The 18,205-nt window shown below is 69.1% G+C and carries 16 protein-coding genes and 2 riboswitches; of the genes, 9 read left to right on the top strand and 7 right to left on the bottom strand.

Features of this window, described 5'->3' with window-relative positions:
* Window positions 1–174: 174 nt before the first annotated feature.
* The 3 genes from DER72_RS01960 (at window position 175) to DER72_RS01950 (ending at window position 3,006) form a co-directional block, all read left to right on the top strand.
* The gene (locus DER72_RS01960; protein WP_110068322.1) at window positions 175–672 is read left to right on the top strand and encodes a porin family protein; all 498 of its coding nucleotides are present in this window, start codon (window positions 175–177) and stop codon (window positions 670–672) included.
* Between the two features lie 181 nt (window positions 673–853).
* On the top strand, window positions 854–1,789 hold the full coding sequence (locus DER72_RS01955) for a mannosyl-3-phosphoglycerate phosphatase (RefSeq protein ID WP_110068321.1): 936 nt from the start codon (window positions 854–856) through the stop codon (window positions 1,787–1,789).
* Complete coding sequence (locus tag DER72_RS01950; protein ID WP_110068320.1) at window positions 1,786–3,006, top strand: glycosyl transferase; 1,221 nt, start codon at window positions 1,786–1,788, stop codon at window positions 3,004–3,006. Before DER72_RS01955 ends, DER72_RS01950 begins: the two co-directional genes overlap by 4 nt.
* 75 nt (window positions 3,007–3,081) lie before the next feature.
* Here DER72_RS01950 and DER72_RS01945 read toward each other — a convergent pair whose 3' ends face one another.
* The 6 genes from DER72_RS01945 to DER72_RS01920 form a co-directional block, all read right to left on the bottom strand.
* Window positions 3,082–4,857: a sugar phosphorylase gene (locus DER72_RS01945; RefSeq protein ID WP_110068319.1), complete on the bottom strand. Its 1,776-nt coding sequence runs from the start codon at window positions 4,855–4,857 to the stop codon at window positions 3,082–3,084.
* A 127-nt stretch (window positions 4,858–4,984) separates the two neighbouring features.
* Complete coding sequence (gene thiC / locus DER72_RS01940; RefSeq protein WP_110068318.1) at window positions 4,985–6,874, bottom strand: phosphomethylpyrimidine synthase ThiC; 1,890 nt, start codon at window positions 6,872–6,874, stop codon at window positions 4,985–4,987.
* Window positions 6,875–6,955: 81 nt separating this feature from the next.
* Window positions 6,956–7,065, bottom strand: a riboswitch (TPP riboswitch).
* Between the two features lie 85 nt (window positions 7,066–7,150).
* Window positions 7,151–7,819, bottom strand: coding sequence for a thiaminase II (gene tenA, locus DER72_RS01935; protein WP_110068317.1), 669 nt, complete (start codon window positions 7,817–7,819; stop codon window positions 7,151–7,153).
* A gap of 88 nt (window positions 7,820–7,907) precedes the next feature.
* A riboswitch (TPP riboswitch) is annotated at window positions 7,908–8,043 on the bottom strand.
* Window positions 8,044–8,072: 29 nt separating this feature from the next.
* Window positions 8,073–9,002 carry a lysophospholipid acyltransferase family protein gene (locus tag DER72_RS01930; RefSeq protein WP_110068316.1) on the bottom strand — a complete coding sequence of 310 codons (930 nt, stop codon included), beginning with the start codon at window positions 9,000–9,002 and terminating at the stop codon, window positions 8,073–8,075.
* Window positions 9,003–9,013: 11 nt separating this feature from the next.
* Window positions 9,014–9,418, bottom strand: coding sequence for a DUF4870 domain-containing protein (locus DER72_RS01925; protein WP_110068315.1), 405 nt, complete (start codon window positions 9,416–9,418; stop codon window positions 9,014–9,016).
* Between the two features lie 82 nt (window positions 9,419–9,500).
* Window positions 9,501–9,908, bottom strand: a complete 408-nt coding sequence (locus tag DER72_RS01920; RefSeq protein WP_110068314.1) for a VOC family protein — start codon at window positions 9,906–9,908, stop codon at window positions 9,501–9,503.
* Between the two features lie 60 nt (window positions 9,909–9,968).
* Here DER72_RS01920 and DER72_RS01915 point away from each other — a divergent pair, with 60 nt between their 5' ends.
* The 6 genes from DER72_RS01915 to DER72_RS01890 all read left to right on the top strand — a co-directional run bounded on the left by DER72_RS01915 (window position 9,969) and on the right by DER72_RS01890 (window position 17,620).
* Complete coding sequence (locus DER72_RS01915; protein ID WP_110068313.1) at window positions 9,969–10,604, top strand: class I SAM-dependent methyltransferase; 636 nt, start codon at window positions 9,969–9,971, stop codon at window positions 10,602–10,604.
* 243 nt (window positions 10,605–10,847) lie between these two features.
* Window positions 10,848–12,269 (top strand): MFS transporter, encoded by a 1,422-nt coding sequence (locus DER72_RS01910; protein ID WP_110068312.1) that lies wholly within the window; start codon window positions 10,848–10,850, stop codon window positions 12,267–12,269.
* Between the two features lie 97 nt (window positions 12,270–12,366).
* Window positions 12,367–14,160, top strand: a complete 1,794-nt coding sequence (locus DER72_RS01905; protein ID WP_110068311.1) for an acyl-CoA dehydrogenase — start codon at window positions 12,367–12,369, stop codon at window positions 14,158–14,160.
* 80 nt (window positions 14,161–14,240) lie between these two features.
* Window positions 14,241–15,872 (top strand): acyl-CoA synthetase, encoded by a 1,632-nt coding sequence (locus tag DER72_RS01900; RefSeq protein WP_110068310.1) that lies wholly within the window; start codon window positions 14,241–14,243, stop codon window positions 15,870–15,872.
* 36 nt (window positions 15,873–15,908) lie between these two features.
* A complete protein-coding gene (locus tag DER72_RS01895; protein ID WP_110068309.1) occupies window positions 15,909–16,757 on the top strand; it encodes a 3-hydroxybutyryl-CoA dehydrogenase in 849 nt (282 codons plus the stop codon).
* An 89-nt stretch (window positions 16,758–16,846) separates the two neighbouring features.
* Entirely contained in the window at window positions 16,847–17,620 is a 774-nt protein-coding gene (locus DER72_RS01890; RefSeq protein WP_110068308.1) for an enoyl-CoA hydratase-related protein, read from the top strand.
* An 85-nt stretch (window positions 17,621–17,705) separates the two neighbouring features.
* On the opposite strand, the gene DER72_RS01885 is transcribed toward DER72_RS01890, so the two are convergent.
* A complete protein-coding gene (locus DER72_RS01885; protein ID WP_110068307.1) occupies window positions 17,706–18,131 on the bottom strand; it encodes a VOC family protein in 426 nt (141 codons plus the stop codon).
* Between the last annotated feature and the right edge of the window lie 74 nt (window positions 18,132–18,205).

Here is an 18,205-nt window from a genome sequence, read left to right as displayed (position 1 = left end):
GGGTCCTCGGTGGCGTGGAGGCACCAGTATAGCCGGGCGGGAGAGGGTGGTGGCATGTCGCCGGGCGGCGACGGCACATAGCGCAAGGTTGCACATTTGTCCCTTGATCCTTGGTCGAATCGGGACCACACTTCGGGGTGTTGCAGAACGGTGTTCACTAACCAGGAGGATGCCATGAAGACCCTGACGCTTGCTGCCATCACGACCGCCCTGTTCGCCGCCGGCATCACCGGTGCCCAGGCCCAGCAGACCTTCTATCCCCAGGCCTACATCGGTGGCGACGCCATGTTCTGGGAGCTCGACCGCGACCGTGGGCCCGATCGCGACAGCGTCGGCCTGCGCTTGCGTGGCGGCGCCCAGATCAACGACTACTTCGCCGTGGAGGGCCATCTGGGCGGTGGCGGCTCCGACGGCGGGGCCGAGCTGGACTACCTGATCGGCGCCTACGCCAAGGGTATCCTGCCGGTGGCGCCGGAGTTCCGTCTCTACGGCCTGGCCGGCTTCACCGAGGTGGATTTCAACATCGACCGCGAGAGCGGCTTCTCCTACGGGGCCGGCGCCGAGTTCGACGTGGCCCCCAACCTGTCGGTGGGCGCGGACTACATGCGCTACCTGGACAAGTCCCGCTACAACTTCGATGCGGCAAGCGTGGGTCTTCGCTACCGCTTCTGATCCGCGACGACGGCGGTTCCCGGCGCCCCGAGGCTTATCGCCTCGGGGCGCTCTTTTTTGGTGCATGGTCCTGCGCCACAGGGGGGCGAGATAGGAGCGCTGGGGCTGCCATCCCCATCGTTTATGCGACCTGGCATGTCCTGTGCAAGGAACTGAGTGACCCTCTTGCCTGGGAGCTGCCATGACCGATTCATCTGGAACCTTTTCTGGAAAGGCGCCGGCCGCCGGCCTCGATGCCGCCCTGACGCCGCGGCTGCTGTTTACCGACCTGGACGGCTCGCTGCTCGACCACCACAGCTACGACTGGCAACCCGCCAGGCCCTGGCTTGCGCGGCTCAGGCAGTTGGGCGTGCCGGTGATTCCGGTGACCAGCAAGACCCGCAGCGAGATCGTGCCGCTGCGCCGGGAGCTGGGGCTGACCGATACCCCCTTCGTCGCCGAGAACGGCGCCGTGGTGGGGCTGCCGCCGGCCTGGTGCCATGCGCGCGTCGACCGCCTCGGCCCCGATGGGCTCGGCATCCGCACCCTGGGGGTGGACATCGGCTTCGTCCGCAAGCGCCTGGCGGTGTGGCGCGAACGTCTCGGGGTCCGCTTCACCACCATGAGCGAGATGGCCCTCGACGAGCTCGTCGCCTTCACCGGCCTGCCCGAGCCCGAGGCCCGCCTGGCGCGGATGCGCGAGGGCAGCGAGCCGCTGATCTGGGAGGGGGACGAGGCGCGCCTCGAGGGCTTCCGCGAGGGGCTTGCCGGCGACGGCCTGCAGCTGGTGCGGGGCGGGCGCTTCTGGCACGCCACCGGCGAGACCCACAAGGGCAACGCGGTGAGCTGGCTGATCTCCCGCTTCGAGGCGCTGCGCGGCCGGCGGCCGCTGACCCTGGCCCTGGGCGACGGCCCCAACGACATCCCCATGCTGGAGGCGGTGGACCAGGCGGTGGTGATCCGCGGCTGCCATGGCCTGGAGGTATTGCCGGACCAGCCATCGCTCTACCGCAGCGAGGCGACGGGACCTGCCGGCTGGGCCGAGGGGGTGGCCTACTGGTGGGGGCGAGCCGACCGCCGGGTGATTCCGGCGGCACTGCGTGAGACCGTCGAGGCGGCCGAGGAGGCAGCGGTATGAGTGACTTCCATCAGAACGGCATCATCACCGACTTCCACAACCTGACCCGGCGGCCGGTGGCGGCGCTGGAGGCGGAGCTCTGCGAGTTCGGCCGTCGTCGGCCCATGAGCCTGATCCTGCCGTCGCTCTTCTCGGAGCTAGAGGGGCCGGCGCTGTCGCGCATCGTTGAGGCGCTGGCCGAGGTGCCCTACCTGGCCGAGGTGGTGATCGGGCTCGACCGGGCCGACCGCGAGCAGTTCCTGCACGCCCGCAAGTTCTTCGCCCGCCTGCCCCAGCGCCATCGCATCCTCTGGAACGATGGCCCACGCCTGCGCGCCCTGGATGCCGAGCTGGAGGAGCACGGCCTCTCGCCCCAGGAGCCCGGCAAGGGGCGCAACGTCTGGTTCTGCGCGGGCTACGTGCAGGCCTCGGCCCGCGGTGCGGTGGTCGGGCTCCACGATTGCGATATCCTCACCTACGACCGGGGCCTACTGGCACGGCTCTTCTACCCGGTGGCCCACCCCCACTTCAACTACGAGTTCTGCAAGGGCTACTACCCGCGCATCGCCGACGGCAAGCTCAACGGGCGGGTGTCGCGGCTGATGGTCACGCCGCTGCTGCGGGCGCTCAAGCAGATGCACGGGCCGCTGCCCTACCTCCAGTACCTGGACAGCTACCGCTATCCGCTCTCCGGTGAGTTCGCCATGCGCGCCGAGGTGCTCGACGGCATCCGCATCCCCGCCGACTGGGGCCTTGAGATCGGCGTGCTCTCGGAGGTGCACCGCAACCACTCGACCAAGCGGCTCTGCCAGGTGGACCTGGCCGACGCCTACGACCACAAGCACCAGCCGGTCTCGGAGGCGGACGCCTCGGCGGGGCTCAACCGCATGAGCCTGGACATCGCCAAGGCGCTCTACCGCAAGCTGGCCACCCAGGGGGTGACCTTCAGCGCCGAGGGGTTCCGCACCCTCAAGGCCACCTACTACCGCCTCGCCCTGGACCTGATCGAGGCCTACCACCACGACGCGGTGATGAACGGCCTCGCCCTGGACCGCCACGCCGAGGAGCGCGCCGTGGAGCTGTTCGCCGCCAACCTGCTGGAGGCGGGCAACGTCTTCCTCGACACTCCCGGCGAGCGCCCCTTCATTCCCAGCTGGAACCGGGTGCGCTCGGCGATTCCCGACCTCCTGAGCCGCCTCCACGAGGCCGTGGAGGCCGACAATCGTGGCGAGGTGTAGTCGGGTTGGTCCATGGCGGCACACGATAGCGAGAGGCCTGTCGCCGTAATAGCCTCGAGCCGATCTTGCGATCACTCAGGGCGTCTGGACCAGCCACAGGGTGCGGTAGGGGGCGAGGCTCTCCACCGGCGTCCAGGGCCGATTCTCCAGCAGATCGAACCACTCCCCCGCGGCCAGCGCCGCCACCGCCAGTGGCTGGCGCCGATCGCTGACGTTATGGATCGCCAGCAGGCGTCTGCCGTCGGCCAGCGGGCCGCGTTCCACCACCAGCAGCGCCGGCGGTGCGGGCAGCACCCGCTGGGGGGCGTCGGGGTGAAAGCAGGGCTCGCGGCGGCGGATGGCCAGGCGTCGCTTCAGCGCCAGGAAAATCACCCGGGTGGGGCTGTGGCGGCTGTCGAGCAGCTCGTCGAGCTCGTCCAGCTGCCAGCGGCGGCGGTTGATGGAGCGCAGCCGGCCGCTGCGCTCCACGCCTTCCAGGTCGTTGAGGGTGCCGGTCAGGCAGTGCAGGTAGAGCGCCGGGATGCCCTGCAGGGCCAGCATCAGGTGCTGGCTGCACAGGAACCGCTCGATCTGCCAGGGGTCCCGGCCGCGCCGGGTGCCCTGCATGGCATCGAACCAGGTGATGTTGATCTCGTAGGGCGCGTCCTCGCCGTCGGGGTGCTTGCGCATGCTGACGAAGCCGCCGAAGCGATGCATCAACTCCAGCAGCGCTTCGATCTCGTGGGGGGGCAGCCAGCCCTCCAGGGGGCGCACGCCGATGCCGTCGTGGCTGGCGGTGAAGTTGAGGTAGCTGCAGCCGGGCGGCAGCTCGGGCAGGCTGTCGAGCCAGCTGGCCAGCAGGGTGGCGTCGCCGCCGGTGAGGGTGTGCAGCAGCAGCGGCGGCAGCGGGAACTGGTAGACCAGATGCGCCTCGTCGGGTGGAGCGGGTAGGCGTTCTAAACCGAAGTAGCTGAGGTTCTCGTGGTGGGGCACGTTGGTCTCGGTGAGCAGCAGGGTGCCCGGCGCCACGTGATCCACCACGGCGCGCAGCAGGCGCACCACCTCGTGGGTCTCGGGCAGGTGGATGCAGGGGGTGCCCACCCGCTTCCACAGGTAGGCGATGGCGTCGAGGCGGACGATGCGGGCGCCCTGGCCGAGGTAGAAGAGCAGGATGCCGATGAACTCCAGCAGCACGTCCGGGTTGGCGAAGTTCAGGTCGATCTGGTCCTCGGAGAAGGTCGCCCAGAGGTGGCGGGTGCCGCGGCGGGTGGGTACCGGCACCAGCAGCGGCGAGCTGCGCGGGCGTACCACCGCCGAGAGGTCGGTCTCCGGGTCCATCTCGATGAAGTAGTCGCGGCCCGGCTGGCTGCCGGTCAGGTAGTCGACGAACCACAGCGACTCCCGGGAGACGTGGTTGAGCACCAGGTCCACCGCCAGGTCGCGCCGCTCGGCCAGGGCTCGCACCTGGGGCCAGTCGCCCAGCGCCGGGTCCACCTCCCGATAGTGGATCACCGAGAAGCCGTCGTCGCTGCTCCAGGGGAAGAAGGGCAGCACATGCAAGCCGCTGAAGGTGTCGGGCAGCCGGGTATCGAGGAAGTCCCCCAGCACCGCGAGGGGCGGGCGCTCGCCGTCGAGCAGGCTGTCGCCGTAGCTGATCAGCCACTGGTCGCGCTCGCTCCACAGCGGCACGCGGGTCTTATCCTGGGAGGGGGCCGGCGGCGCCTGATGGGCCAGCAGCGCCGTGAGCCGGCGCAGCACCTCATCGGCGCGGGGGCCGTAGAGCATCGCCAGGTGCTCACGGGCGCGGCGCTGAAAGGCCGCGGCGTCCAGCGGCGTGGCCAGGGAGGGGGTGAAGGTCGGACGGTCGGGCATGGTCGGACACCTGTCGGATCGGGCATTACCCGATCCATGCAGGGAGCGTGCCAGCCTGGCGGCATCCGCTGACGCAGCTCGCCGGCCCGGGGGCCGGCGAGATCCGTTCAGGTGGGCGGTGGAGGCATCACACCTCCTGGTAGAGCCGGCCGCCGGTCTCCCGGAACTTCTCCGCCTGTTCCTCCATGCCCTTCATCACCGCCTCCTGATCGCCATCGAGGCCGTTATCCCGAGCATAGTCTCGCACCTCCTGGCTGATCTTCATGGAGCAGAACTTGGGGCCGCACATGGAGCAGAAGTGGGCCACCTTGGCGGAGTCCTTGGGCAGGGTCTCGTCGTGGTACTCCCGGGCGGTGTCCGGGTCCAGGCCGAGGTTGAACTGGTCCTCCCAGCGGAACTCGAAGCGCGCCTTGGAGAGGGCGTTGTCACGCCGTTGCGCAGCGGGATGGCCCTTGGCCAAGTCGGCGGCATGGGCGGCGATCTTGTAGGTGATGATGCCGGTCTTGACGTCGTCCTTGTTGGGCAGGCCGAGGTGCTCCTTGGGCGTGACGTAGCAGAGCATGGCGCAGCCGTACCAGCCGATCATCGCAGCACCGATACCGGAGGTGATGTGGTCGTAGCCCGGCGCAATATCGGTGACCAGCGGGCCCAGGGTATAGAAGGGCGCCTCGTCGCAGTACTCGAGCTGCTTGTCCATGTTCTCTTTCACGAGATGCATGGGCACGTGGCCGGGGCCTTCGATCATCACCTGGACGTCGTGCTTCCAGGCGATCCTGGTCAGTTCGCCCAGGGTCTTGAGCTCGGCCATCTGCGCCTCGTCGTTGGCGTCGGCCACCGAGCCGGGGCGCAGGCCGTCACCCAGCGAGAAGGCCACATCATACTTCTTGCAGATCTCGCAGATCTCCTCGAAGTGCTCGTAGAGGAAGCTCTCCTGGTGATGGTAGAGACACCACTTGGCCATGATCGAGCCACCGCGGGAGACGATGCCGGTGACGCGCTTGGCGGTGAGCGGCACGTAGCGCAGCAGCACGCCGGCGTGGATGGTGAAGTAGTCCACGCCCTGCTCGGCCTGCTCGATCAGAGTGTCGCGGAACACCTCCCAGGTGAGGTTCTCGGCCACGCCGTTGACCTTCTCCAGCGCCTGGTAGATCGGCACCGTACCGATCGGCACCGGCGAGTTGCGGATGATCCACTCGCGGGTCTCGTGGATGTTCTGGCCGGTGGAGAGGTCCATGATGGTGTCCGCACCCCAGCGGATGCCCCAGGTCATCTTGTCGACCTCCTCCTCGATGGAGGAGGTGACCGCCGAATTGCCCAGGTTGCCGTTGATCTTCACCAGGAAGTTGCGGCCGATGATCATCGGCTCCGACTCCGGGTGGTTGATGTTGCAGGGGATGATGGCGCGGCCGGCGGCCACTTCGGCGCGTACGAACTCCGGGGTGATCTCCTCCGGCAGGCGGGCGCCGAAGCTCTGGCCCGGGTGCTGGTGGCCGAGGATGCGCTCGACCTCGGCGGTGCCCAAGGCCTGGCGGCGCTGGTTCTCGCGGATGGCGATGAACTCCATCTCCGGGGTAATGATGCCCTGGCGGGCGTAGTGCAGCTGGGTAACGTTCTTCCCTTCCTTCGCGCGGCGTGGGGTGCGGGTCAGGTCGAAGCGCAGCTGGGCGAGCGTCGGGTCGTTGGCGCGGCGCTTGCCGTATTCGCTGGTGGGGCCGTCGAGGAACTCGGTGTCGCCTCGCTCCTCGATCCAGGCGCGGCGCAGCTCGGGCAGGCCGCGGCGCAGGTCGATCTCGGCCGCCGGGTCGGTGTAGGGGCCGGAGGTGTCGTAGACCAGCAGCGGCGGGTTCTCCTCATCGGCACCGGAGGTCCTGGTGGGCGAGAGCGAGATCTCGCGGAAGGGCACGCGGATATCGGGGCGTGACCCCTCCACATAGATCTTGCGCGAGCCGGGCAGGGGCTGGATGGCGGCCTCGTCGACGCGGGCGGTCTCGGCGAGGAAGTGGGCGGTCTTGCTCATGATGTCGGTCTCCCCAGGGGATTGTGGTGTTGTCAGGGAGGACAGGTGGGAGGGACAGGGGCCGCCGTGTGCTGTATACCGGGCGGCGTGTCGCTTGATCCCTACGCTGGTCCTAGCCAGTTCAGGTTCAACGGGATCCATGCTTGGGCGCATGATCTCAGCCGTCGGTAACGGCACCCCGTCAAGCGAGTGGTCGGGCGACCTTTCGGCCACCAGTGTGACGCTGCCCGTCGGCCTGACCAGAGCCAGCGGGCGCATGATGATGGGGCCAGTGCCTCAGTCGGCGCGGTCCAGCCCCATCTGCCAGAAGTCGATCTCGAGCCGGGTGGCGTCGCGGAACACCTGAGTGAGCTCGGCGAAGCGCGCCGGGGTGACGTCGGCGAGGCGGGCGTCGAGCCAGGCCTCCTCGGCGCGGCGGGCGGCCTGGAACGCCTCGCTCTCGTACATGGCGATCCAGGCGTCATAGGGGTTGGCATCGCCGCGGATCGTGTCGGCGCGGGCGTTGATCCAGTCGGCGATTTCGCCGTAGCCCACCAGGCAGGGGGCCAGGGCCACGTGCAGGTCGAGCAGGTCGCCGCGGTTGCCGGTATCCAGCACGTAGCGGGTATAGGCCATGGTGGCGCGGGCCTCGGGCAGCTCGGCCAGCGACTCCTCGGAGATGCCCCACTCGCGGCAGTAGCCCACGTGCAGCCCCAGCTCCAGGTCGACGATCGCCTTGAGCCCCTCATGGGCCTGACGCAGGTCGTCGAGGGTGCGGCTCTTGTAGGCGGCCAGGGCGTAGGCCCGGGCGAAGTGGATCAGGAACAGGTAGTCCTGCTTCAGGTAGTGGCGAAAGGCGCCCTCCTCGAGGGTGCCCTCGGCGAGACCGCGCACGAAGTCGTGTTCGATATAGGCGCGCCAGTCGTCCTGGCAGGCGGCGGTGAGGTCGCTGAAGCGGTAGCCCATCTTGCCTCCGATTGTCGGGTGGCGATCCGGAGTGCGGGCGAGGGAGGGCGTGGGGCCTGGGGGTGACGCGCTACACGGGGGTAGCTGGGGGAGGCCGCCGCTTGATTCCTACGCCGGTACTAACCGGATCAGGTTCAACGGGCCCCACCGTGACGACCGCGCCGGTGTGGCGCACTGTCGTATGGCGATCTCAGCCGGTTTCACCGGCACCCCGTCAAGCGAACGGCCAGTCTAGCAGGGTGGGTAAAAGATGCTAGTAGAGCCGGAACGCCTGGTGGTTCGGCACGCCTTCCTGCTCCTCGATCACCTTGCGGTAGCGCTTGTACTCCCACTGGTACTGGGCCGGGTCCAGGGCGATGGCGGCCTCCACGCAGGCGTTGACGCCGGTGGCGGATTCGGCCTCGTCCGGGGAGGTGACCCGCGCGTCGGCGGGGAGGAAGTGGAGCTCGAAGCCCTGGCCGGGGATGCGCCGGGCGACCCCGGTCACCACCCGGGCCTCGGTGCGCGCCACCAGCTTGGGCAGCAGGGTGGCGGTGTAGGCGGGACGGCCGAAGAAGGGGGCGAAGACGCCGCTGCCCCAGTCGGGCTCCTGGTCCGGCAGGATGCCGATCGCCTCGGAGCGCTTGAGCGCCTTGAGCAGGGCGGCGACGCCCCTGGGGTTGGTGGGCACCAGGCTCGCCCCCATGCGCTCGCGCCCGGCGCGGGTCACGGCGTCTAGCTCGGCGATCTTCGGCGGCTCGTACATGGCGGTGAAGGGGAAGTGGCTGGAGAGCCAGAAGTTGAGCACCTCCCAGTTGCCGAAGTGCGGCGCCAGCACGATCACCCCGCGGCCCTCGGCGCGGGCCTCGTCGAGCAGCTCGCGGCCGTGCACGGCCTGGATCGAGGCCTCGACCCTCTCGGGGTCGCCCATCCAGGCGAAGCCGAGCTCCAGCATGGTGGCGGTGGAGTGGGTCAGGCTTTCCCGGGCCAGGCGGCGGCGCTCGGCGGTGCTGCGCGCCGGGTAGACCTCGCCCAGGTTGATCTCGGTGACCTCGCGCTCGCGGCGGCTGAAGCTGTGCACCAGGGGGCCTGCGAGGCGCGACAGGCACCACAGGGTGGCCAGCCTGCGGCCGGCCAGGCTCTTCCACAGCCCGGCGATGGCGCGGGCCTGACGGGGACTGGACTGGGAGCGGGAGTCGGCCATGGGTGCGTCGCCTAGAACAGCCAGGTGTCCACGTTGTCCGGCGCGCGCTTCTCCTGCAGGCCGCGGAAGCCCTTCACACAGCGTACGATCAGCCACACCGCCAGGGCGATCAGCAGCGGGATGCCGATGGCCACCAGCACCAGAATGGAGGCGATGGTGGCGTAGAGCAGGCCGATCCAGAAGGTGCGGATCTGGTAGCGGTAGTGCTCGTCGAGCCACCCCGGTCCCTTGCCGCGGTAGACGTAGGCGATCACCACGCCGATCACCGAGGTGAAGCCCACCACGAAGCTGACCAGGTAGAGGGCATAGACCACCATGGGCATGGTGGTGTCGGGGGGCTCGCGCCGTTCGATGATCACATTGTCGTTCTGGACTTGGTCTTGTCGGGGCCTGTCACTTTGGAAATTGTCGCTCATGGGGCGTCCCTGGCCGTGGAATCGAATCTCGGGGCGTCATGATACCGACCGGCAGACGCATTGCCAGCGCCGGCCGGGGAGCTCAGCCCTCGGCGGCCTCGGTGGCCGCCTGGCGCAGCGGGCGGCTGATCTCGATCAGGTTGCCGTCCGGGTCGCGCAGGTAGACCGACTCCAGCAGGCCGGTGGCGCCCTGGCGCTCGACCGGGCCGAGCTCCACCTCCACCTCCAGCGCCTCCAGGTGGCGGGCCACCTCGTCCAGAGGCAGCAGGCTGCGCAGGCAGATATCGATGCTGCCGGGGGTGGGGGTCGCTGCCCTGGGCTCGATATCGGTGGCGGTCCAGTGCAGGCGCAGGGCCAGGTCGCCGAGGATCAGGTCGACGCGCTCGCGGTCGCGATAGCGCACCTCCAGCCCCAGCACCCGGGAGTAGAAGTCCACGGCGCGGGAAATGTCGGTCACGGTGATGACCAGATGATCCAGACCTGACAGCATTCACATCTCCTTGGTCTTGTCCTGGAGTGGCAAGAACGTTCTGGCACAGAGGATACGACGATGCCGACCTGCCCGCTATGCGCATCTGGCGACGCGGCCTTCTACCATCGCGATGCGCGGCGCGAGTACCACCAGTGCCGGCGCTGCGCGCTGGTGTTCGTGCCGCCGGCCTTCCGGCTAGGCCCCGAGGAGGAACGGGCGGTCTACGACCAGCACGAGAATTCCCCGGAGGACCCCGGCTACCGGCGCTTCCTGTCGCGCCTCGCCGACCCGCTGCGCGAGCGCCTCGCCCCCGGCGCCCGGGGGCTCGACTTCGGCGCCGGCCCCGGGCCGACCCTCTCGGTGATGTTCGAGGAGGCGGGTCATCCCATGGCGGTCTACGACCCTTTCTACGCCCCCGACCCCCGGGTGTTCGAACAGACCTACGACTTTATTACCGCCACCGAGGTGGTCGAGCACCTCTTCGCACCGGGGGAGGAGCTTGCGCGCCTGGCACAACGCCTGCGTCCCGGCGGCTGGCTGGGGCTGATGACCAAGCGGGCCACCGATCGCGAGGCGTTCGCCCGCTGGCACTACATCCTCGACCCGACCCACGTGGCCTTCTTCAGCGAGACGACCTTTCGGTGGCTTGCCGATGAGCTCGGCATGAGCGTGGAATTTCCCGCCGCCGACGTGGTGTTGCTGCAGAAGCCCTGAGGCGTGAGGTGGGGGAGGGGGTGTGGCGGATGATATTGCCAAACTGGGGGGAGCTGGCAGAAGAAAATTCCGCTTTCCTGATGTCCAGTCGGAAAAGCGATTGACTCGCCGCCAATCGGGCGTATGATTCGCGCGCTTCGATACCCGGCCGGCGCTTCAGGCGCCGCTTCCGGCCCGCCGGACAGGCGAGATGTCCCGTTTTCTGCCACTCTTTCCGTCTTCCCTTTCGCTGTGAGGCATGCAATGTCGCGGCAACTGTTGGCCCTGGCCCTGGCCCCTCTGCTCGGGCTCTTCATCCTCAGCGTCGGCAACGGCTTTCTGGCCACCGTGATCACCCTGCGCCTGGACGCCGCCGGCGAGTCGGCGGTGGTGATCGGCTGGGTCTCCTCGGCCTACTTCATCGGCCTGGCGCTGGGGGCCATGCTCAACGACCGCCTGCTGCTGCGCATCGGCCATATTCGCGCCTATGGCAGCTTCGCCTCGCTGGTGGCGGTCACGGTGCTGCTGCAGGGCCTGGTGGATCACCCCTGGGCCTGGTTCGCGCTGCGCCTGATCGGCGGCTGGGCCACGGTGGGGGTCTACCTGGTGATCGAGAGCTGGCTGCTCACCGCCGGCGACCAGAGGGTGCGCGGGCGCCTGCTGGCGCTCTACATGATCTCCCTCTACGCCGCCGGGGTGCTCGGCCAGCTGCTGCTGGGCGTCACCGAGGCCATGGGCGGGGCGGCCTCCTTCATGGTGATCGCCATGCTGGCCTCGCTCTCGGTGCTGCCCATGGCGATGATCCCGCGGGTATCGCCGCTGATCGAGAAGGCCGAGCCGCTGCCGCCCCACCGCCTGATCACCCTCACGCCCACCGGGGTGATGGGCAGCTTCGGCTCGGGGATCGCGGTGGCCGCGGTCTATGCGCTGCTGCCCCTCTACCTGCAGCGCATCGGCCTCTCGGTGGATCGGATCGGCCAGATGATGGCCGTCGTGATCCTGGGCGCCATGCTGCTGCAGTACCCGGTGGGGCGCTGGTCGGATCGCCATGATCGCCAGATCGTGCTGATCGCCATCGGTGGCTTCTGTGCGCTGATCTCGGCGGCGATCCTGTGGCTGCCGATGTCCACCTGGCTGCTGGCGGGGCTGCTGTTCCTGCTCGGCGGCGGGGTCTTCTCGCTCTATCCGGTGGCGGTGGGCCACGCCGCCGACCGGGCGCCCGCCGGTGCCCTGGTGCGCATGAGCCAGGGTCTGCTGCTGATCAACGCCATCGGCTCGGCGATCAGCCCGCCGCTGATCTCGCCGGTGATGGCCGCCCTGGGCGATGCCGGGCTGTTCTGGAGCTTCGGCGCCCTGGGCCTGTTCCTGGTGGCCTTCTTCGGCTGGCGGCGCAGCGTACGCCCGGCGCCGGTGCCGGTGGCGCCCTTCCATGCGACCACGCCGATGTCCGCCGCAGGGGCCGAGCTGGTGGTCACCGAGGAACTGGTGCAGGGCGCCATCGAGCACGAGCACATGGAGGACCTCTCCGCGGCCGTGCCCGAGGTGAACGTGGCCGAGCCCCTGGTCGGCCCGCCGCCGGCCGACGAGTCCCATGTGGCCTACTTCGACGAGGCCGAGGCCGGGCCGGAGAGCGAGCCCACCCAGGAGGAGCTGCCCGGCCTCGAGCCGCTGCCCTCCCGTAGCTGAGGCGCGGAGGGCGAGGCGGGGTAAGACCTTGGGATAATGGTCGGTGAAAAGTAGGGAATCTACTATCGCCGTTATCATTTTTCCCCGAGGTGCTTCGATGATCCCCTTTGCCGCCCCCGTTCGCGACATCCGCTTCGTCCTGGAGGAGCTGCTCGAGCATGGCTCGCTCTCGCTGCCCGGCTTCGAGGAGGCCAGCCCCGACCTGGTGGAGGCGGTGCTGGAGGAGGCCGCCAGGCTTGCCGGCGAGGTATGGGCGCCGCTCAACGCCAGCGGCGACCGCCAGGGCTGCACCCGCCGCGACGACGGCGGGGTGACCCTGCCCGACGGCTTTGCCGAGGCCTACCAGGCCTACGCCGAGGGCGGCTGGAACGGCATCGGCGTGGCCGAGGCGCTGGGCGGCCAGGGGCTGCCCGAGGTGGTGGCAAGCTCGGTCCAGGAGATGCTGCACGGCGCCAACATGGCCCTCGGGCTCTGCCCCATGCTCACCGCCGGCGCCATCGAGGCCCTGGCCCACCACGGCAGCGACGAGCTGAAGGAGCGCTACCTGCCCAGGCTCGTCGAGGGCACCTGGACCGGCACCATGAACCTCACCGAGCCCCAGGCCGGCTCGGATCTCTCCAAGGTGCGCACCCGCGCCGTGCCCCAGGAAGACGGCAGCTACCGGCTGTTCGGCCAGAAGATCTTCATCACCTGGGGCGAGCACGACGCCGCCGAGAACATCATCCACCTGGTGCTGGCCCGCAAGCCCGATGCCCCGGAGGGCAACAAGGGCATCTCGCTGTTCCTGGTGCCGAAGTTCCTGGTCAATGCGGACGGCTCGCTCGGCGAGCGCAACGACGTCATCTGCGCCTCCATCGAGCACAAGCTGGGTATCCACGGCTCCCCCACCTGCACCCTGAGCTTCGGCGAGGGGGAGGGCGCCATCGGCTACCTGGTGGGCGAGGAAGGCCGCGGCCTCAACCACATGTTCACCATGATGAACGAGGCGCGCCACAAGGTGGGGATCCAGGGCATCGGCGTGGCCGAGCGCGCCTGCCAGCACGCCTTCGCCTACGCCCTGGATCGCACCCAGGGCCGCAGCCCGCGCTCCGGGCGTGACGACTGCACCATCAGCGACCACCTCGACGTGCGCCGCATGCTGCTCTCCATGCGGGCGCGCACCGATGCCCTGCGCTCGCTGGCCCTCTACTGCGCCGCCCAGCTCGACCTGGCCCGCCACGCCGAGGATGACGCCGAGCGCGCCGCCGCCCAGGCCCGGGTCGAGGTGCTGATCCCGGTGGTCAAGAGCTTCTCCACCGACCAGGCGGTGGAGATCGCCTCCCTCGGCGTGCAGGTGCACGGCGGCATGGGCTTCATCGAGGAGACCGGCGCCGCCCAGCTGCTGCGCGACGCCCGCATTGCCCCCATCTACGAGGGCACCAATGGCATCCAGGCGCTGGACCTGGCCGGGCGCAAGCTGCAGCGCGACCGCGGTGCGGCCCTCGAGGGCCTGATCGACCAGGTGGAGGCCACCGCCGACGCCCTCAAGGCCAGCGACGAGCAAGCCGCCCTGGGCGAGAGCCTGGCCGGCGGTGCCGCCGACCTGCGCGCCGCCATGGCCGCGGTGCTCGAGGCGGGCGCCGACCCGGAACAGGGCGCCGATGCCGTCCAGGCCTACGCCACCCCCTTCCTGAACCTGGCCGGCCACGTGCTCTGCGCCTGGCAGATGGGCCAGGCGGCACTCAAGGCCAGCGCGGCCGTGGCCGCCGGCCGCGATGAACCCTTCTACCGGGCCAAGCAGCAGAGCGCCGACTACGCCATCCGCCAGTGGCTGCCGGTGGGCCGCGCCCAGCGCGCGGTGATCGAGGCCGGCATGGCGAGCCTCGCCGCCTTCGACGCCGCCGCCCACTGATCCCGCATCGATCCGCCGCCGGCCCCGTGCCGGCGGCGGCCGTTCATGACAACGCATCACGACATTCCATGGAGCCAAGCATGAGCCAGAGCATCTTCGAACAGGGCCTCGAGAAGACCCCAGCCAACCACGTGGCGCTCTCGCCGCTGACCTTCATCGAGCGCACCGCTTCGGTCTACCCGGACTATCCGGCGGTGGTCTACGGCGAGATCCGCCGCGACTGGGCGACCACCTGGGAGCGCTGCCGGCGGCTCGCCTCGGCGCTGTCGAAGCGCGGCGTCAAGCCCGGCGAGACGGTGGCCGCCATGCTGCCCAACGTGCCGGCCATGTTCGAGGCCCATTTCGGCGTGCCCCTGGCCGGCTTCGTGCTCAACACCCTGAACATCCGCCTGGATGCCGAGGCGATCGCCTACATGCTCGAGCACGGCGAGGCGAAGGCGATCCTGGTCGACCCGGAGTTTGCCGACGTCATCGAGGCGGCGGTGGCGAAACTCGAGCACAAGCCGCTGATCATCGACGTAGCCGATCCCGAGTTCGTCCCCGAGGGGCGCGCCATCGGCGAGGTGGAGTACGAGGCGCTGCTGGCCGAGGGCGACCCCGACTTCGCCTACCAGCTGCCCGAGGACGAGTGGCAGGCGATCTCCCTCAACTACACCTCCGGCACCACCGGCAAGCCCAAGGGGGTGGTCTACCACCACCGCGGCGCCTACCTGAACGCCACCAGCAACATCCTAGTGTGGGCGATGCCCCACCACCCGGTCTATCTGTGGACCCTGCCGATGTTCCACTGCAACGGCTGGTGCTTCCCCTGGACCATCGCCGCCGCCGCCGGCACCAACGTCTGCCTGCGCAAGGTCGAGCCGAAGCGGGTCATGGACCTGATCGCCGACGAGGGGGTCACCCACTTCAGCGGCGCGCCCATCGTGCTCAACGGCCTGGTCAACCTGCCGGACGACCAGAAGCGCGACTTCGACCATCCGGTGAAGGTCACCACCGCCGGCGCCGCGCCCCCCGCCTCGGTGATCGCCGGCGTCGAGCGCCTCGGCATCGACGTGACCCACGTCTATGGCCTCACCGAGGTCTACGGCCCGGTCACCTCCTGCGCCTGGCGCGAGGCGTGGGACGAGCTGCCCGCCGAGGAGCGGGCGAAGCTGAAGTCCCGCCAGGGGGTGCGCTACCCCATGCTCGAGGCGCTCTGCGTGGCCGACCCTAACACCCTGGAGCCGGTGCCCAAGGATGGTGCGACCATCGGCGAGATCCTGATGCGCGGCAACAACGTGATGAAGGGCTACCTCAAGAACGCGGCGGCCACCGAGCAGGCACTCGAGGGCGGCTGGTACCATACCGGCGACCTCGCCGTGTGGCATGCCGACGGCTACATCGAGATCAAGGACCGCTCCAAGGACATCATCATCTCCGGCGGCGAGAACATCTCCACCATCGAGGTGGAGGATGCCATCTACTCGCACCCGGCGGTGGAGGAGGCCGCGGTGGTGGCCAAGCCCGACGAGAAGTGGGGCGAGACCCCCTGCGCCTTCGTCAAGCTCAAGGTGGGCTATGGCGAGGTGACCGAGCAGGAGATCATCGACCACTGCCGTGCGCGCCTGGCCCACTTCAAGGCGCCGAAGACGGTGATCTTCACCGAGCTGCCCAAGACCTCCACCGGCAAGATCCAGAAGTTCGTGCTGCGCGACGAAGCCCGCAAGCAGTGATCGAGCCAGCCCGACAACAACCAAGGAGAGAGTGCAATGAGTGAGCAAGCGATCGGCGTCGTCGGCGCCGGCACCATGGGCCAGGGCATCGCCCAGGTGCTGGTGCAGAGCGGCTTTGCCGTGCAGCTCTACGACGTGGCCGACGAGCAGCTGGAGCGGGCCCGGGGTGCCATCGACAAGGGCCTGGGCAAGCTGGTGGCCAAGGAGAAGCTCTCCGAGGCCGACAAGGACGCCGCCCTGGCGCGCCTGGCCACCTCCACCGCCCTGGACGCCCTGCGCGACTGCGAGGTGATCATCGAGGCCGCCCCCGAGCAGCCGGCCCTCAAGGAGAAGCTGTTCCGCGACCTGAGCCGCCTGACCCACGACGCGATCCTGGCCTCCAACACCTCGTCGCTGTCGCTGACCCGGCTCGCCGCGGTGTGCGAGCGCCCGGAGCGGGTGGTGGGGATGCACTTCTTCAACCCGGTGCCGGTGCTCAAGCTCGTCGAGGTGATCCGCGCCGAGCAGACCTCTGATGCCACCGTGGCGCGCATCGAGGCGCTGACCGCATCGCTCGGCAAGACCGCCGTGGCCATCGCCGACTCCCCCGGTTTCGCGGTCAACCGCCTGCTGGTGCCGATGATCAACGAGGCGGCCTTCCTGCTCCAGGAGGGCGTGGCCAGCGCCGCGGACATCGACGAATCCATGAAGCTGGGCGCCGCCCACCCCATGGGCCCGCTGGCCCTGGCCGACCTGATCGGCCTGGACGTCTGCCTCTCCATCATGGAGGTGCTGCAGGAGGGCTTCGGCGACCCGAAGTATCGCCCCTGCCCGCTGCTCAAGCGCATGGTGGCCGCAGGCTACCTGGGCCGTAAGACCGGCCGGGGCTTTCACCTTTACAGCTGAGCTCGACAAAAGAGGGGATTGCCGCCCAACCAAGCGTTAGCTAGGGTTGGGCGGTCCTGCTTTCGAACAACAAGCCAAGGAGCCTCACCATGAGCGAGAACCTGATCGACGTCGCCGACAATGCCGGCATCGTGCGCCTGACCATCAATCGCCCCAAGGCGCTCAACGCCCTGAACAGCGCCGTGCTGAACGAGCTCGAGCGCGTCCTGGCCGAGCTGGAGGCCCGCGACGACCTGCGCGCGGTGCTGATCACCGGCGCCGGCGAGAAGTCCTTCGTGGCCGGTGCCGACATCGCCGAGATGCGCACCAAGACCCCGGAGGAGGCCCGCGCCTTCGCCCGCCAGGCACTGGCCACCTTCAAGCGGCTGGAGACCCTACCGGTGCCCACCGTGGCGCTGGTCAACGGCTTCTGCCTGGGCGGCGGCTGTGAGCTGGCCCTGGCCTGTGACTGGGCGGTGGCCAGCGACAACGCCATCTTCGGCCAGCCCGAGGTGCTGCTGGGTGTGATCCCCGGCTTCGGCGGTACCCAGCGCCTGCCGCGCCGCGTGGGCCCGGCCATGGCCCTGGACCTCTGCACCACCGGGCGCAAGATCGACGCCAACGAGGCGCTGCGCATCGGTCTGGTCAACCGGGTGATGCCCCAGGCGGAACTCGAGGCCTACGTGGAGGAGCTCACCAAGCAGCTGAGCGGCAACGGCCCGCAGTCGGTGCGCGCCGCCAAGCAGGCGATCCACGACGGCATGGACCAGGACCTCGACAGCGCTCTGGCGCTGGAGACCGCGCTGTTCGCCTTCTGCTTCGCCGGCGACGAGCAGACAGAGGGCATGAGCGCCTTCGTCGAGAAGCGCAAGCCGAACTTCTGATTCCGCGGCGTCTTTTCACATCGCAAGCGGCCGTGGCAGAGATGCCACGGCCGCGCTGCGTCTGGCCGGTCTTGCGCCGCTGGTGCTATTTGGCGAACAGCTGGCTCATGTCCTTGAACGCCTTGAACTCCAGGGCGTTGCCGCAGGGATCGAGCAGGAACATGGTGGCCTGCTCGCCCACCTGGCCCTTGAAGCGCACGTAAGGCTCGATCACGAACGCGGTGCCCCGGGCGCGCAGCCGTTCGGCCAGGGTTTCCCACTCCTCCCAGCCCAGCACCACCCCGAAGTGGGGCACCGGCACGTCGTGGCCGTCCACCGCGTTGGTGTTGGACTGCTCCTGGTAGGGCATCTTCGGGTGCTCGTGGATCACCAGCTGGTGGCCGAAGAAGTCGAAGTCGACCCACTGCTCGCTGGAGCGGCCCTCCGCCAGGCCGAACACCTCGCCGTAGAAGGTGCGGGCCGCGGGCAGGTCGTGGACGGGAATTGCCAGATGGAAAGGGGAAAGGCTCATGGGGTTCTCCTGGGGTTCTCTCGTGGATGGTCAGTGTCGAGAGTGGTTGTTGTCGAGCGGGGTGTCGGCGGGTG

Source organism: Halomonas sp. A11-A (assembly GCF_003182195.1).
Classification (GTDB): Bacteria; Pseudomonadota; Gammaproteobacteria; order Pseudomonadales; family Halomonadaceae; genus Halomonas; species Halomonas alkalicola.
The sequence above is the reverse complement of the archived record's forward strand: the minus strand, read 5'-3'. Positions and strand labels throughout refer to the sequence as shown.